Here is a 15144-nt window from a genome sequence, read left to right on the forward strand (position 1 = left end):
ATGGGGTGCGGTGCTGGCGATCTTGTATGCCGGCCGCTATCCGCAGCACTTGCACGGGCTGGTGCTGCGCGGCAGCTTTTTGACCAGTCCGCGCGAGATGCAATGGTTCTTTCAGGAGTTGCAGGCACTGGCGCCGCAGGCATGGATGCGGCTTGTGCAGGGCTGGAGCCGCGCGCAAAGACAGCAGGTGCTCCATTCCTTAACAGTGTTGTTGCAGAATGGGACACTTGCGCAACAGCGCGACGGTGCGGCCAGGTGGGGACGTTACGAAGATGCGCTGATGCTGGCGATGAGCGGGGCCGTGCCGGCGGCGGAGACGGCATCCGCGGTGGCCGATGGCGAAGTGACGCCGACCCGCCTCAACAAATACCGGATGCAGGCGCATTACTTGTCGCAGCACTGTTTCACCAGCGAACGGCAATTGTTGCGTGCGGCGCGGCAGGCCGATGCGGCCGGTATTCCCGCGATCATCATTCATGGCACCCGGGACCTGATTTGTCCGCCGCAAAACGCGATCCGGTTGCAGCGCTTCATGCCGGCGGCAGATTTGCGTTGGATTGCCGGCGGCACCCATACCACCAGCGATCCGCTGATCGCTGCTGCACTGCGACAAGCAGTGGCTGACCTGCATCGGGCGCAGTTGCCACCGCAGTTCGCCAGATGACGATATGCGATGCGCTGCAACATGCGACGCCGGGGGCCGGGGTTACTTGGCGAGCGGGATTTTACGGTAAATGGTGTTGCGCGAAACGCCCAGTGCACGGGCGGTAGCGGAGACATTGCCGCCATTCGATTCGAGTGCTTTCTGAATCACCGATAACTCCACCTGTTCCAGATTGGCGCCTTGCGACACCATCCAGTTGGTATTGTCTTCCGACGCTTGCGCCCGTGAGCTTTCGACATCATCGAGGAAGTCGTCGGGCAAGTGCTGGCGCTGGATCTCGTTTTCATTGCCGGCCATCACGATGGCGGTACGCAACAGGTTGGTCAACTGACGGAAGTTGCCGGGCCAGCTGTGTTGCTTGAACAAGTGCATGATATCCGGCGCTACCTTGTAGCGGCCGCCGCTGGATTCCGCAATCAGAATCTTTTCCACCACGATATCGAGGTCGGTACGCTCGCGCAGCGGCGGCAGTTTGACTACCAGGCCATTGAGCCGGTAGTACAGATCTTCGCGGAACTCACCCTTGGCGATCAGCTCGCGCAGGTTGCGATTGGTGGCGCAGATCAGTTCGACGTTGACGGGAATTGATTTGGTGCTGCCCAGCGGCGTCACCATACGCTCTTGCAAAACGCGCAACAGGCGCGCCTGCAGGCTGAACGGCATGTCGCCGATTTCATCCAGGAACAAGGTGCCGCCGTTGGCTTGCAGCAGTTTGCCGACTGCGCCTTTCTTGCGCGCGCCGGTGAAGGCGCCGTCTTCATAACCGAACAGCTCGGATTCAATCAGCGTCTCCGGAATCGACGCACAGTTGACGGCGACAAAGGGGCTTTCCGCGCGGGGGGAATCATTGTGGATGGCCTGCGCCAGCAATTCCTTGCCAGTGCCGGTTTCACCCATGACCAGAATCGGGATGTCGCGTCCCAACACTTTGTTGACCTTGTCGATCAGGGCTGCTACTTGCGGATCGCCGGTATTGAGATAACGCAAACCGGACATGCGACGCTGGCTCTGGCTGGCTGTCTGTGACGACGCTGGCTGAAACGTGTGGCTACTCTGTCGGCCTGCTTCGGTATCGTTGCCTTGATCATTGCGCGCCAGATCGGCTGAATGCTGAAACACGCTGTTGGCGATTTGCAGTTGGGCCCGTCCATACACGCGTGCGCCGCTGGGCATGCACAGATTCAGCAAGCCCGGTGTTGCAGTGCGGTAGTGATCGAAAAGTGCTGAAATCGGCAAACCGAACAAGGAGCTGAAGGTGTGCGACTGCAATGCCGACAGCGGCAGGCCCAGTTGAAACAGACCGGTACGGTTGGCAGACAGGAAACGACCGCTCGGCGTAAATGAGGCAATGCCTTCCATCAGCGTGCCGATGAATTCAGGCCGGGTGTTGAAGTGCAAGGTAATGGCGTTGTTGAAGGCGGCTGAAAACAAATGGTTCTCAATCATTTGCGCCGACATCCGCACCAGCGCCATGGTGTGCTTGTGGAAGCTGGATTGATCGCCGGTCACATCGAGTACGCCAATGACGTTGCCCTGATGATCGGAAATCGGTGCCGCCGAACAGGTGAGGAAATGATTGGCCTGTAAATAATGTTCATTCGCATGTATCTGCACGGCCTGCCGTTCGACAATCGCGGTGCCGATGGCATTGGTGCCCTTGCTTTGTTCCGACCATGTGACGCCCGGTTGCAAGGCCACGCGGTTGGCCTTTTCCAGGAAGTCATCATCACCGAGCGTATGCACGATCAGACCGTTGACGTCGGTCAGGATCACCATGTTGTGGGTGTTGATGATTTGCTCGTACAGGGTTTCCATGACCGGCAGCGCATGCAGATGCAGGGTGCGGTTCTGCTCCAGCAGCAGTGAAAAATCGGCGCGCGCGACCGGGCTGTAGTCCGGGGCTTCGGTCTCGGACAACCCATGTGCGATGGAGCGCTGGCGGGATTCTTCTATCATGATGTGGGGATCACATGCAGAAAGCATGCCCGTGGTATTGGCGGCGGCAATCACGCCGCTGTTGCTGCCTGTTATCGTATGCATCCTTGTCTCCTCTTGATGCTGCGGCTATATCGGCCGGTCTCAGCTTGTTTCTTTTTTTGTGTTGTTTAATGTAGCACTTGTTCATTAACAGAACAAAAAATATGCAGCAATTTCAGTGCCAGTGTGGTGTTCTGAAACTTCTGCCGTATGGCATGGCAATTGCTCAACGCTCCTCATTCTTTTAACAATGGCATTGAGGAGACTTGCATGAACAAAATCGGACACTTCATTTCAGTATGCGCTTTGGCTGCGGCAGCGATATTGCCCGTCGCCAGTCAGGCGCATGGCGATGTCACGCCACAGGCGGTAGATACCAAGACATTGCCGGCGCTCGGTGCGGCATGGAAAGATGACAACCCTTATCGCGGCCAGAAGGAAGCGATCAAGATCGGCAGTTCGGCCTATGCCGAAAATTGCGCGCGTTGCCATGGTTTGCAAGCGCAATCGGGTGGCATCGCGCCTGATCTGCGGTTGCTTGACCGCGACTGCACCGACCTCAAGATTGATGCCAAGAAACAAGCTTGTTACAAAGAAACCGACAAGTATTTCCTGCAATCGGTACGCCGCGGCAAAGTACGCAACGGCGCCGTCTACATGCCACCGTTTGAAGGCATCCTGAATCAGGAGGCGATGTGGTCGATCAAGGCTTATCTGGAAACCTTGCGCGCCACCAAATGAATGTCGCCACCCGCAGCATCGGCGAGACCGGCGCTGCGGTCCTGTTTGCTGATGGTCCGGCATCCGCCTGATGTGATCAATACAACGGAGTTTTGCATCATGATCAAATTTTCCTGCAAGGTATTCATTACGATGCTCTCGCTTGCATGCCTGCTGGCCGGCGTCAGCACTTCCGCGCGCGCTGATGATGCGTTCGCCAAGATCAAGAAGTCGGGCGTACTCAAGGTCGCGGTGTACAACGACTTCGCGCCGTTCTCGGCCGGCGGCAATGGCATCGATATCGACCTGGCCGACGCGCTGGCGAAGAAGCTGGGGCTGGCAGTCAGTCTGTTGCCGTTCCCGGCCGGCGATGATCTTGGCGATGATTTGCGCAACATGGTATGGAAAGGACATTACCTCGGCTATGGTCCTGCCGATGTCTTGTTGCATGTGCCGGTCGATCCCAATCTGGCGCGCCAGAACAAACAGGTGGCGATTTTCGCGCCGTATCATCGCGAGACGGTTCGTCTTGTTACTGACGTGCGCAAGGTGCCGCAGTTCGAGAGTCTCGACTCGCTGGCCGGCAAGAACATCGGTGTGGAAAAGGTCTCGATCAGTGCAGTCGTGATGCTCGGCGCTGAAGATGGAAAATTTCGTGACAACGTGAAGATCTATCCGACCGCGACGGAAGCATTGGCAGCGCTGAAGAGCGGGGCGCTGGATGGCGTGCTGGCAAGTCGTTCGGAAATCGAGGCGGCGGTGCGCGACGATCCCCGCTACCGGATATCCGAGGTCAGTTTTCCGCGCCTGCCGCATAAGGGGTGGGCTGTCGGCATGGCGGTAAAAAAGGATGATGCCGAACTGGTGCGGCAACTGCAAGACGCTACCGCCGACATGGTGGCATCGGGCGAGATGGCAAAAATCTTCGCCCGGCACGGTGTGGCCGTCGTGACGCCATAGATCAACGCCGTGCCGCGCAGGGTTCAGCGGGCAATGCGCGACATGCCAAGAAGAACGATGTAGCAGTCGGGGGAACACCTGGATGTCTGATTTTGAAAAACAGTTGCCGCGGGCACCGCTGGCGCATCTGTCGGCGTGGCTGTGGCCGGCCGGCGTCGGGTTGCTACTGGCATTTGCGCTGGACCGCTGGGCTGCGGCGGAGGTGAGCGCGTTGGGCGTCAGTGCGCTGGCCGTCGCGGTGACTGCGCTGGTGGCGCTGCTACACAATCAGCGCGCCAGAACGCGGAATGGCACAGTGATTGCGAGGATTGCCGATGAGATCGATCACATCATGATCGGTGCCGCCGAAACTTCGTATTTTGTCGATACGATCAAAAACAAGATCACGCATGATGTGCAGGCTGCCAATGGCATCGTTGCCGGCGCCGCGCACAATGCAGCCAGCACGGAACAGATTGCCGCCAATGCCGAACGGGCGTCGGGTGTCGCCGCGAAAGTGCGCGCCGAGAGCATGGCCGGGCGCGCCGAAGTTGATCTCGGATTGGCGCAGATCGGTCAGGCGCGGCACGATGCACAAGCGGCGTCGGCCATGATGACGCAATTGCAGGACAAGTCGCGCCGGATTCACGGCATCACGGAAGTCATCAGCGAAATCGCTGCCCGCACCAATTTGCTGGCGCTCAATGCTGCCATCGAAGCGGCCCGCGCCGGTGAGCATGGGCGTGGATTTGCAGTGGTGGCGGGCGAGGTACGACAATTGGCGCAACGGACCAAGAGCGCGACGGACGATATTGAAACCATGGTGCGCGCCATCAATGAAGAAGCGGAACGTGCCGCCGGTGGCATGCATGCGCTGAGCAAGAAGGTATTGGAAGCCTCGGCCAACGTCGAGCGCGTGCACGGTTTTCTCGGCAATATCGAACAGGCGGCCGGTGTCTCGGAAGAAGAGATTCAGCACATCGCCAGAGCCTCGCGTCAACACGTCGATACCACGCAGCAGATCGCCGATGCGATTCTGGCGATTCGCGATGGCATGCTGGCCACCGATAATGAATTGCCGCGCGTGGCCGCGGCCGCCATGGCCTTGTCGGAACGCGCGGAAGTCATTTACGGCGCAATCGCCGCCAGTCAGGTGCCGACCCGGCATGACGATATCCGGCGCGTGGCAAGCGCCGCTGCGCGCGACATCGGTAAATTGTTTGAGGAGGCGCTGGCAGGTGGTCGCATCAGCGAAGCGGCCTTGTTCGACCGCGCCTATCAACCGCTGCCGAACACGGCGCCGCCCAAGCATCGTACCGGGTTTGATGCCTTCACCGACCGCGTATTGCCATCGATACAGGAACCGATCCTGGTCACCATGCCGCATCTGGCCTATGCCGGGGCGGTGGATGACAACGGCTATTTTCCTACCCACAACAAGAAATTTTCACAGCCGCTGACCGGCAACTATGAAACCGATCTGCTCAATAATCGCACCAAACGGATTTTCAGCGACCGTACCGGCAGTCGTTGCGGCAGCAATACCAAACCATTCCTGTTGCAAACCTATCAGCGCGACACCGGCGAGGTGATGCACGATCTGTCCGTGCCGATCTATGTCAACGGCCGTCATTGGGGCGGCTTCCGGATTGGTTATCGCTCGGGCCAGCGCGCATCGTCAGCGCTGCCGGCGACACCGTTGCTGGTAGTGGCGGCACATTAATTCTCATCGCTGGCCGTCATGTGCCGGCAATACCGGCGCAGTTGGTACGCGCCTCGCATCTTCCCCTGTTCACAACTGCAAGCAGCGCTGCAACTTGTCCCGTTGAGGCAGGTTGTGGCTCGCGTTATCACTGCATTCGTTTTATCTGCCAGCTGCCTGATCAATTCATTTCCAGAATGAAATGTCATATATTGAGATTGAATATCATATATTGACATTTCTAATTCGAGGATTTAGCATCCGCTTCAACAATAAAAAAACGTGGAGACGCTTGCGATGCGATTGCCACCAGTGGCGCCGGTCGTTTCATCCGATGCGCTTCTGGCGCGGTAGCTTTGCCGCCCTGGTAATGCGCAGTGGCAGAGCTGATGCAGCGCATGCGCTCCTTTTTTTGCGGTATCAACTTTCTTCCTGCGGAGATGGACAGTCGTGTCAAACAACAAAGTGAAAGTGGCGATCATCGGGTCCGGCAATATCGGGACCGATTTGATGATCAAGGTTTTGCGGAATGCAAAACATCTGGAAATGGGTGCATTTGTCGGTATCGATCCGGCGTCTGATGGTCTGGAACGAGCGCGTCGTTTGAATGTGCCAGTGACGGCGGAAGGTATCGACGGCTTGCTGAAGATGCCGGAATTTGCCGACATCCGCATCGCCTTCGACGCCACCTCGGCCGGCGCGCATGCACATCACAATGCCTTGTTGCAACAGCATGGCGTGCGCGTGATCGACCTGACCCCGGCTGCCATCGGCCCGTATGTGATCCCGGCCATCAACCTCGATGAGCAACTCGGTGCCAGCAATATCAACATGGTGACCTGCGGTGGCCAGGCAACGATTCCGGTGGTGGCAGCGATCTCGCGCGTGACCAAGGTGCACTACGCCGAAATCGTGGCCTCGATTTCCAGCAAGTCGGCCGGTCCGGGCACGCGTGCCAATATCGATGAATTCACCGAAACCACCTCACGTGCGATTGAAGTGCTCGGCGGCGCCACGCGCGGCAAGGCGATCATCGTGCTGAATCCGGCCGACCCGCCGCTGATCATGCGCGACACCGTGTTTGCGCTGGCCGATCCGGCCGATCAGCAAGCCATTGAAGACAGCATTCTGAAGATGGTGGAGCAGGTCAATTCCTATGTGCCCGGTTATCGCATCAAGCAAAAAGTGCAATTCGATCTGTTCGATGAAGCCAATGCACTGAACATCCCGGGCATTGGCAAGAAGTCCGGTCTCAAGGTCTCGGTGTTCCTGGAAGTGGAGGGCGCTGCCCACTACCTGCCAGCATATGCCGGCAATCTCGACATCATGACCTCGGCAGCGCTGGCTTGCGCCGACCGCATGGCGCAAACGCAATTGGCCGCGGTCGCGGCATAGGACGGAGAATTCGATGAACAAACTTTATATTTCCGATGTGACGCTGCGCGACGGCAGCCACGCCATTCGCCATCAATACAGCCTCGACAACGTGCGCACGATTGTCAAGGCACTCGATGAGGCCGGTGTCGACTCCATTGAAGTGGCGCACGGCGACGGTTTGTCGGGCGGCAGTTTCACTTATGGCTTCGGCGCTCACAGCGATGTCGAATGGATCGCTGCGGCGGCCGAGACCACCAAGCGCGCCAAGATCACCACCTTGCTGATTCCCGGCATCGGTACCTTGCATGACTTGCGCGCTGCTTATGATGCCGGCGCCCGCGTGGTGCGCGTGGCGACCCATTGCACCGAAGCCGACGTTTCGCGTCAGCACATTGCCTATGCCCGCGAACTCGGCATGGACACGGTCGGCTTCCTGATGATGAGCCACATGATCACGCCGCAAAAACTGGCCGAGCAAGCCAAGCTGATGGAAAGCTACGGCGCCACTTGCGTCTACGTGGTGGACTCCGGCGGTGCGCTGACCATGGATGGCGTGCGGGATCGCTTCCGCGCGTTCCGCGATGTGCTCAAGCCGGAAACCGAATTGGGCATGCATGCGCATCACAACCTCAGTCTCGGCGTGGCCAATTCGGTAGTGGCGGTGGAAGAGGGCTGCAACCGGGTGGACGCCAGCCTGGCCGGCATGGGCGCCGGTGCCGGTAATGCGCCGCTGGAAGTATTCATTGCGCTGGCGGATCGTCTGGGCTGGAATCACGGCTGCGACGTCTATGCCCTGATGGATGCGGCGGACGATATCGTGCGGCCGTTGCAAGACCGGCCGGTGCGGGTTGACCGCGAAACGCTGGCGCTCGGCTATGCCGGTGTCTACTCCAGCTTCCTGCGGCATGCCGAAGCGGCATCCAAAAAATATGGCATCAAGACCGTCGATATTCTGGTCGAACTCGGTCGTCGGCGCATGGTGGGCGGTCAGGAAGACATGATCGTCGACGTCGCGCTGGATCTGGCCGGCGCGCGCTAAGCCGGGGTCGTATCGCTGGCAAGCAGTAAATCAAATCGACAGGCTGCGTTACCGCGCAGCCTGTCTGTTGTTCGTTTCCGGTTCGTCATTTACGCAATGCCGCGGCCGGCATCGGAGCATAAGAATAATGGAGCATTCACATGGAAATTCTGATCGTCATCCTCGCGCTGGCGTTTCTGGTACTGATGGCCTATCGCGGGTTCAGCGTCATCATCTTTGCACCACTGGCAGCACTCGGCGCAGTATTGCTGACAGACCCGGGTGCCGTAGCACCAACCTACACTGCCATCTTCCTCGACAAGATGGTGATCTTCATCAAACTGTATTTCCCGGTATTTTTGCTCGGTGCGATTTTCGGCAAAGTGATCGAACTGTCCGGCAACTCGAAATCGATCAGCGCTGCGGTGATCCGCATGGTCGGCCAGAAACGCGCCATGCTGGTGATCGTGCTGGTGTGTGCCTTGCTGACGTATGGCGGGGTGTCGCTCAACGTGGTGGTGTTTGCGGTGTATCCGTTTGCGGCCGAGATGTTCCGCCAGGGAAATATCCCCAAGCGCCTGATCCCGGGCACCATTGCGCTCGGTGCGTTTACCTTTACGATGGATTCCTTGCCGGGCAGCCCGCAAGTGCAAAACATCATTCCGACTACCTTCTTCAAGACCGATACCTGGGCCGCACCGTGGCTTGGCACCATCGGCGGTCTGTTCATCTTCGTGCTGGGCATGCTGTATCTGGAGTCGCGCCGTCGCGCCGCAGTGCGGGCGCAAGAAGGCTATGGCGTCAATCACATCAATGAGCCGGCGCCGATCGATCAAAGTGAAAAGTTGCCGCATCCGCTGGTGGCCTTGTTCCCGCTGGTGCTGGTGTGTTCGCTCAACTATGTATTCGGCAAATGGATTCCGGCCTGGTATGACGTTGGTCAATACAGTTTGTCCTTGCCGGGTTTGCCGGCACCATTGCCGGTGGACGTGATCAAGTCGGCGCCGATCTGGGGTGTCGAAGGCGCATTGCTGGTCGGTATTCTGGTGGTGATTGCCAGCAGTTGGCGCACGGTATTGCCGAAATTCGCCGAAGGCAGCAAGAACGCGGTCAGCGGCGCCATGCTGGCGGCCATGAACAGCGCCTCGGAATTCGGTTTCGGCGCAGTAGTGGCAGCCTTGCCAGGGTTTGTGATCGCCGCCAAGGCGTTGCAGGCAGTGCCCAATCCACTGGTCAATGAAGCGGTCACCATTACCGCACTGGCAGCCATGACCGGCTCTGCCATTGGCGGACTCAGCATTGCGCTGGGTGCCATGGGGGATACTTTCATTCAAGCCGCCCATGCCGCCAACATTCCGCTGGAAGTATTCCACCGGATTGCCTCGATGGCCAGCGGCGGCATGGATACCCTGCCGCACAATGGGGCCGTGATTACCTTGCTGACCGTGACCGGACTGACGCACCGGCAGTCTTACAAAGATATCTTTGCCATCACCATCATCAAGACCATCGCCTGCGCGTTTGCGATTGTGTTGTTCTATACCACCGGTATCGTATAAAACCAGCGACTGCGGTTTGGTCGCGCAACGGATGCGAGCGGCTGCGGCGACGGGGCCGCTCGCATTCTTGCTGACAGCCGCCGGATTTCTGTCAGAATGCGGTTTTTCTCATTTGCATCAGCGGCCAGCCATCATGTCTCCAAGCCCGTCCTCCAAACCGACCCGCACCATTCCCAGTCAAACCTTGTTTCGCGGGCTGGAAATCATTGACGCCGTCGCCAATGGCGTGACCACCTTGCCGGCCATCAGCGAAAAGACCGGTATCAATTCCAGTACTGCGCACCGGCTGGCGTCGGCGCTGGTGCAAATCCGTTATCTGAAGTTCGAGCCGCGCAAAGGCTATAGTCTCGGCAGCAAGTTGATCGAGCTCGGTTTCCTGGCGTATCAGCAAAGCAATCTGCCGGCCACCGCGCGCGCGCATCTGGAAAAGCTGGCGATGGCAACGCAGGATACGGTGCATCTGGCCGCGTTCGATGATGGCGAGGTGGCGTATCTGGATAAATTGCCGGGGCAGCGCGCCGTGGAAATCAGTTCGCGTATCGGTGGCCGCAAGGCGGTGTGTTCCACCGGCGTCGGCAAGGCGCTGTTGCTGGACAAGACGGAAGCCGAATGGCGTGCCTTGTTCGCGCATGACCATCCGCAGCAGAGCGGTAGTACTGCCGAAGAAGAATGGCTGGCGCTGATGCGCAACTATGCGCATTCCGGCTATGCGTTCGATCTGGGAGAAGATGCGCCGCTGATTCGCTGCGTGGCAGTGCCGATTCGTGATGCCAGCGCCCGCATCGTGGCAGCGGTGAGTGTGTCGAGTGCAGCGGAATACATGAACAGTGAACGCATGACCGCCTTGATTCCGGTGGTGCAAGCCACGGCGCACAGCATCAGCACCGAACTGGGCAGTCGCAACGACGCCGGCTGAATTGGCTGCTAAGCCAGCAAGCCCTTGACCAGATCTCTTTTGCTGTCGCTGACGGTGTCGAATTGCAAAGCGGATTCGACGTGCTGCAAGTGGTGTGTCATCAACTCCACTGCGCGCTCGACGTCACCGGCCTTGGCCGCAGTAATGAACGCGGCATGTTCTTCACTCGAACACATGGCGTCGCGGGTGGACTGATACAGCATGGTGATCAGCGAACTGCGTCCGGCCAGCTTGTTGAGAATGTCTGTCAGCACTTCGTTGCCGACCACATTGGCCAGCAAGATATGAAAGTCGCTCAGCAGGGTGGAGCGCACTTGTGAATTGTTTTCTTCGATGGCCAGCCGTTCCTGCGCCAGGTGCTGCTCGATGCGCAGGTAATCTTCCGGCGTCGCGCGCGCCACGAATTCCCTGACCATGGCGGCTTCGATAATGCGGCGCACGAAAAAGATATTGCGGGTTTCGTCCACCGTCGGCTTGCTGACGAAGGCACCTTTGTCCGGCACCAGGTCGATCAGCTTGTCCTTGGCCAGCATCACCAGCGCAGCGCGGATTTTGGTGCGGCTGACTTCATAGATGCGGGCCAGCGCTTCTTCGCGCAGTTTGGTGCCGGGCGGCAGACGTTGTTCGGCGATCGCCGTGGTGATGTCGCAGGCGATCGCTTCCGAGCTGCCGGGAGGATGGTTGGTTGCAGTCATGGATGCAGGGCAGTGAAGATCTTCTCAATTACGTTGCCGGAATTGTACTCGTATCTGCTGCCGCTGCCGTGGACTTTGCGTTCAGTCAGCCGTGGCCGTCCCGGTTGGATTGGCCGTTGCATGCTGCTTGCCGCCGGCAAAGTCGAACTCGCCATTGAGTACCGCTCGGGCGCGTACCTTGTCGATATCCTTTTCCCATGATGCGATGACCACGGTCGCCACACAGTTGCCGAGCAGGTTGCCGAGCGCGCGGGCAATGCCGACAAACCAGTCAATCGACAGCACCAGCACCAGCCCGACCACCGGAATTGCCGGAATGGTCGTCAGCGTCGCCGCCAGAATCACGATCGCCGAACCGGGTACGCCATGGGCGCCTTTGGAGGTGATCAGTGCCACTGCCAGAATCAGCAACAGGTCGCTCATCGCCAGATGGGTATTGGTAGCCTGGGCAATGAACACGGCCGCCATGGTCAGGTAAATCGAAAATGCATCCAGGTTGAATGAGTAACCGGTGGGGATTACCAGTCCGACCGTGGATTTCTTGATGCCCATGAATTCCAGTTTTCTCATGATCTGCGGCAGCACGCTGTCGGAAGAGGCGGTTGCCAGCACCACGATCAGTTCTTCGCGCAGGTAGCGGATCAGCTTGAAGATGCTGAGACCGGAGCTGCGCAAAATGCCACCCAATACCACCAGCACGAAAAAGATCACTGCAGCGTAGAACAACACTACCAGCATGCCGAGCTGCTTGAGCGAGCCGATGCCGTATTTGCCGACGGTGAAGGCAATCGCACCGAACACGCCGAGCGGTGCCAGACGAATGATGAACGACATGCATTTGAAAAAGGCTTCCGACAGCGAGGTGATCACGGCCAGCGCCGGCGCCGCCTTGTCACCGATCAGCAGCAGCGCACAACCGAAGATCACCGAGAACAGCAGCACTTGCAGCACGTCGCCGGACGTGAAGGCACTGACCACGGTGGCGGGAATCAGTTTCATGAAGAACTCGGCGAAGCCGGTCCCTTTGACCTTGCTGGCGGTTTCGACATAGCTGCCGAGGCTGCTGGCGTCCAGTGTGCTGGGATCGATATTCATGCCGGCCCCGGGCTGGAACACAAATGCCAGCACCAGACCGAGCAGCAGGGCAATGGTGGTGACTACTTCAAAATAGATGATGGCCTTGATGCCGACGCTGCCAACCTTCTTAAGGTCGCTGGCGCCACAAATGCCTTGTACCACGACACAAAACACGATCATCGGGATGATCATCTTGATCAGTTTGATAAAGCCGTCGCCGAGCGGTTTCAGACTTTGGCCGAATTGCGGATAGAGCATGCCGATGACGATGCCGGCAATCAGGGCGATGACGACTTGCCCGAACAGGGATTTGTAGAAGCGTTTCAAGGTTGTCTCCAGATTTTGTTGTGAATAAATTCCGGTCCGATCCTGTTGCAATTCGTTGTCTTCAATCTTTTCTTGGCAAACCGGAATAAGCCCACTATATTGCATACAATTATTGAATACAATAAAAATATTGAGGCAAATCCGGAGTGATGACAAGGAGACACAATGCACGATGAACAGCAGAAATATTTGTATTGCGGCGAGGAAATCATGGCCCGCGCAGAACTTCTGGCAACCCATACCGAAGTCCCGGGCATGATGACCCGCACCTACCTGACACCGCAGCATCAGGCCGCAGCGCAGCAATTGATCGACTGGATGCTGGCGGCCGGCATGGCGGTGCGGCGCGATGTCGCCGGCAATGTGATCGGGCGCTATGAAGGATTGACCCCGGAGGCGCCGGCACTGGTCACCGGATCGCATTTCGACACAGTGCGCAACGGCGGCAAATACGATGGTTTGCTTGGCATTCTGTTACCGATTTCCTGCATCGCGCAATGGCATCGGGCCGGTCGCCGTTTTCCGCATGCGCTGGAAGTGATCGGCTTTGCCGAAGAAGAAGGGGTGCGGTTCAAGGCTACCTTGCTCGGCAGCCGCGCCATCGCCGGCAGCTTTGATCGCAAGGTGTTGGACAACCGCGACGCCGACGGCATCAGCATGCGCGAAGCGATGGCGCAGGTCGGTTTTGATGCGGCGCTGCTGGATCAGGCCGCCTGGTTGCCGCATACCGTGCGGGCGTTTGTCGAGGTGCATATCGAGCAAGGACCGTTATTGCTCAATGAAGATTTTGCGGTCGGCGTGGTCACGGCGATTTCCGGCGCTACCCGCTTCACGGTCGAGCTGAGCGGACTGGCCGGCCATGCCGGTACGGTGCCCATGCATATGCGGCGCGATGCGGCGATGGCCGCCGCTGAAATCGGCTTGTATATAGAGCAGCGTTGCAGCGGCCAGCCAGGGCTGGTCGGTACCGTCGGCATGCTGGAAGTGCCGAATGGCGCCGCCAATGTGGTGCCGGGCAGTGCCCGTTTTTCAATTGATATCCGCGCCGGGCAAGATGCCATGCGGTTGGCCGCCGTGGCCGATGTGGTGGCGGCAATCGAGCGCATCACGGAACGGCGTCGCATCGGTTTGCAATTGCAACAGACGCATGAAGCGTCCAGCGTGCCATGTGCGCCGTGGCTGCAAGAGCAACTGGCGGCGGCTATCGGCGCTTGCGGTTTGCCGGTGCGGCATCTGCCTTCCGGCGCCGGCCACGATGCCATGGCGATGGCGGCCTTGGCCGATGTGGCGATGCTGTTCGTGCGTTGCGGCAATGGCGGCATCAGCCATCACCCTGATGAAACCATGACGGCGCAGGATGCTGCGCATGCCGCGCGCGTGTTCAGTCGCTTCGTCGAACATTTCGGGGCTTGATCAGACTGATCAGGTACAGCGTTTTAGCTCACCAGTCGTGACGCCGGCCCTGGCAGCAATTTGACCGTGGCAGTCACGACCTTACTTATTCCAGCAGGACTTCATTGAAAAGGAAACATATGTCCATCATCACTATCGACGGCTTCAATCTGAATGCACAACAGGTATTGAGCGTGGCACGCGCGCCGCATCACAAGGTAGAACTGGCCGCCTCGTCGCGCGCCGCTCTGAAGCAAAGCCGCGACTATATCGAATCGACCTGGATGCACGACGAAGCGCCGATGATGTACAGCTTCAACACCGGTGTCGGTTTGCTCAAGGACACCCGCATCACGGTCGAACATATCGAACTGTTCCAGACCCAGATGATCAAGGCCCACAGCGCCGGTATCGGGGAACCGTTTTCGGAAGAAGTCAGCCGCGCCACCATGCTGTTGCGCGCCAATGCCTTCGCCAGCAATTACTCGGCGCCGCGGGTGGAAGTGGTGGACCGTTTGCTGGCGTTCCTGAATGCCGGGATTCATCCGATCATGCCGCAAAAGGGGTCGGTCGGTGCTTCCGGCGATCTGGCGCCACTGGCCTATCTGGCCGCCGCCATTGCCGGTTTCGACGAAGCCGAAGTGATGTATCAGGGCCAGCGCATGTCGGCGCCGCAAGCGATCCTCAAGGCCGGTGTCGGTGAAGTGAAATTCGATCTCAAGGCCAAGGATGCGTCGGCCTTGATCAATGGTTGTACTGCCTCGCTGGCGGTGGCGGTACT

At 58.7% G+C, this 15144-nt stretch carries 12 protein-coding genes and 1 pseudogene; 10 read left to right on the top strand and 3 right to left on the bottom strand.

All coding sequences use genetic code 11. From position 1 onward, the window contains the following. Nucleotides 1–664: pseudogene (locus AKL27_RS26305) on the top strand (alpha/beta fold hydrolase); the annotation flags it as partial. A 42-nt stretch (nucleotides 665–706) separates the two neighbouring features. On the opposite strand, the gene AKL27_RS26310 reads toward AKL27_RS26305, so the two are convergent. Next, entirely contained in the window at nucleotides 707–2620 is a 1914-nt protein-coding gene (locus AKL27_RS26310; protein WP_083439320.1) for a sigma-54-dependent Fis family transcriptional regulator, read from the bottom strand. A gap of 291 nt (nucleotides 2621–2911) precedes the next feature. Between AKL27_RS26310 and pedF the strand changes: the two genes are divergently transcribed. From pedF to AKL27_RS26345, 7 genes are all read left to right on the top strand, one after another. Further along, nucleotides 2912–3382: a cytochrome c-550 PedF gene (pedF, locus tag AKL27_RS26315; protein WP_050465871.1), complete on the top strand. Its 471-nt coding sequence runs from the start codon at nucleotides 2912–2914 to the stop codon at nucleotides 3380–3382. 99 nt (nucleotides 3383–3481) lie between these two features. Next, the gene (locus tag AKL27_RS26320; protein ID WP_232311122.1) at nucleotides 3482–4321 is read left to right on the top strand and encodes a substrate-binding periplasmic protein; all 840 of its coding nucleotides are present in this window, start codon (nucleotides 3482–3484) and stop codon (nucleotides 4319–4321) included. An 82-nt stretch (nucleotides 4322–4403) separates the two neighbouring features. Next, nucleotides 4404–6023, top strand: a complete 1620-nt coding sequence (locus AKL27_RS26325) for a methyl-accepting chemotaxis protein (protein WP_083439319.1) — start codon at nucleotides 4404–4406, stop codon at nucleotides 6021–6023. Nucleotides 6024–6452: 429 nt separating this feature from the next. After that, complete coding sequence (locus tag AKL27_RS26330; protein WP_050465872.1) at nucleotides 6453–7397, top strand: acetaldehyde dehydrogenase (acetylating); 945 nt, start codon at nucleotides 6453–6455, stop codon at nucleotides 7395–7397. Nucleotides 7398–7410: 13 nt separating this feature from the next. Then, nucleotides 7411–8418, top strand: coding sequence for a 4-hydroxy-2-oxovalerate aldolase (gene dmpG / locus AKL27_RS26335; protein ID WP_050465873.1), 1008 nt, complete (start codon nucleotides 7411–7413; stop codon nucleotides 8416–8418). 140 nt (nucleotides 8419–8558) lie between these two features. Then, nucleotides 8559–9956: a GntP family permease gene (locus AKL27_RS26340; RefSeq protein ID WP_050465874.1), complete on the top strand. Its 1398-nt coding sequence runs from the start codon at nucleotides 8559–8561 to the stop codon at nucleotides 9954–9956. A gap of 133 nt (nucleotides 9957–10089) precedes the next feature. Continuing rightward, nucleotides 10090–10872, top strand: coding sequence for an IclR family transcriptional regulator (locus AKL27_RS26345; protein ID WP_050465881.1), 783 nt, complete (start codon nucleotides 10090–10092; stop codon nucleotides 10870–10872). An 8-nt stretch (nucleotides 10873–10880) separates the two neighbouring features. Here the strand turns inward: AKL27_RS26345 and AKL27_RS26350 are convergent, their stop codons facing one another. Then, entirely contained in the window at nucleotides 10881–11567 is a 687-nt protein-coding gene (locus AKL27_RS26350) for a GntR family transcriptional regulator (protein WP_050465876.1), read from the bottom strand. 81 nt (nucleotides 11568–11648) lie between these two features. After that, complete coding sequence (locus tag AKL27_RS26355) at nucleotides 11649–12971, bottom strand: C4-dicarboxylate transporter DctA (protein WP_083439321.1); 1323 nt, start codon at nucleotides 12969–12971, stop codon at nucleotides 11649–11651. Between the two features lie 165 nt (nucleotides 12972–13136). On the opposite strand from AKL27_RS26355, the gene AKL27_RS26360 reads away from it, so the two are divergent. After that, a complete protein-coding gene (locus tag AKL27_RS26360) occupies nucleotides 13137–14384 on the top strand; it encodes an allantoate amidohydrolase (protein WP_050465877.1) in 1248 nt (415 codons plus the stop codon). A 119-nt stretch (nucleotides 14385–14503) separates the two neighbouring features. Beyond that, nucleotides 14504–15144 (top strand): aromatic amino acid lyase (locus tag AKL27_RS26365; protein WP_198156097.1); only part of this gene is annotated, 641 nt, incomplete at its 3' end.

Source organism: Herbaspirillum autotrophicum (genome assembly GCF_001189915.1).
In the GTDB taxonomy this organism is placed as follows: domain Bacteria; phylum Pseudomonadota; class Gammaproteobacteria; order Burkholderiales; family Burkholderiaceae_D; genus Herbaspirillum; species Herbaspirillum autotrophicum.

Coding starts and splice junctions, on each gene's coding strand:
- AKL27_RS26310 (WP_083439320.1), bottom strand. CDS start 2,620: ATGATAGAAGAATCCCGCCAGCGCTCCATCGCACATGGGTTGTCCGAG.
- pedF (WP_050465871.1), top strand. CDS start 2,912: ATGAACAAAATCGGACACTTCATTTCAGTATGCGCTTTGGCTGCGGCA.
- AKL27_RS26320 (WP_232311122.1), top strand. CDS start 3,482: ATGATCAAATTTTCCTGCAAGGTATTCATTACGATGCTCTCGCTTGCA.
- AKL27_RS26325 (WP_083439319.1), top strand. CDS start 4,404: ATGTCTGATTTTGAAAAACAGTTGCCGCGGGCACCGCTGGCGCATCTG.
- dmpG (WP_050465873.1), top strand. CDS start 7,411: ATGAACAAACTTTATATTTCCGATGTGACGCTGCGCGACGGCAGCCAC.
- AKL27_RS26340 (WP_050465874.1), top strand. CDS start 8,559: ATGGAAATTCTGATCGTCATCCTCGCGCTGGCGTTTCTGGTACTGATG.
- AKL27_RS26345 (WP_050465881.1), top strand. CDS start 10,090: ATGTCTCCAAGCCCGTCCTCCAAACCGACCCGCACCATTCCCAGTCAA.
- AKL27_RS26350 (WP_050465876.1), bottom strand. CDS start 11,567: ATGACTGCAACCAACCATCCTCCCGGCAGCTCGGAAGCGATCGCCTGC.
- AKL27_RS26360 (WP_050465877.1), top strand. CDS start 13,137: ATGCACGATGAACAGCAGAAATATTTGTATTGCGGCGAGGAAATCATG.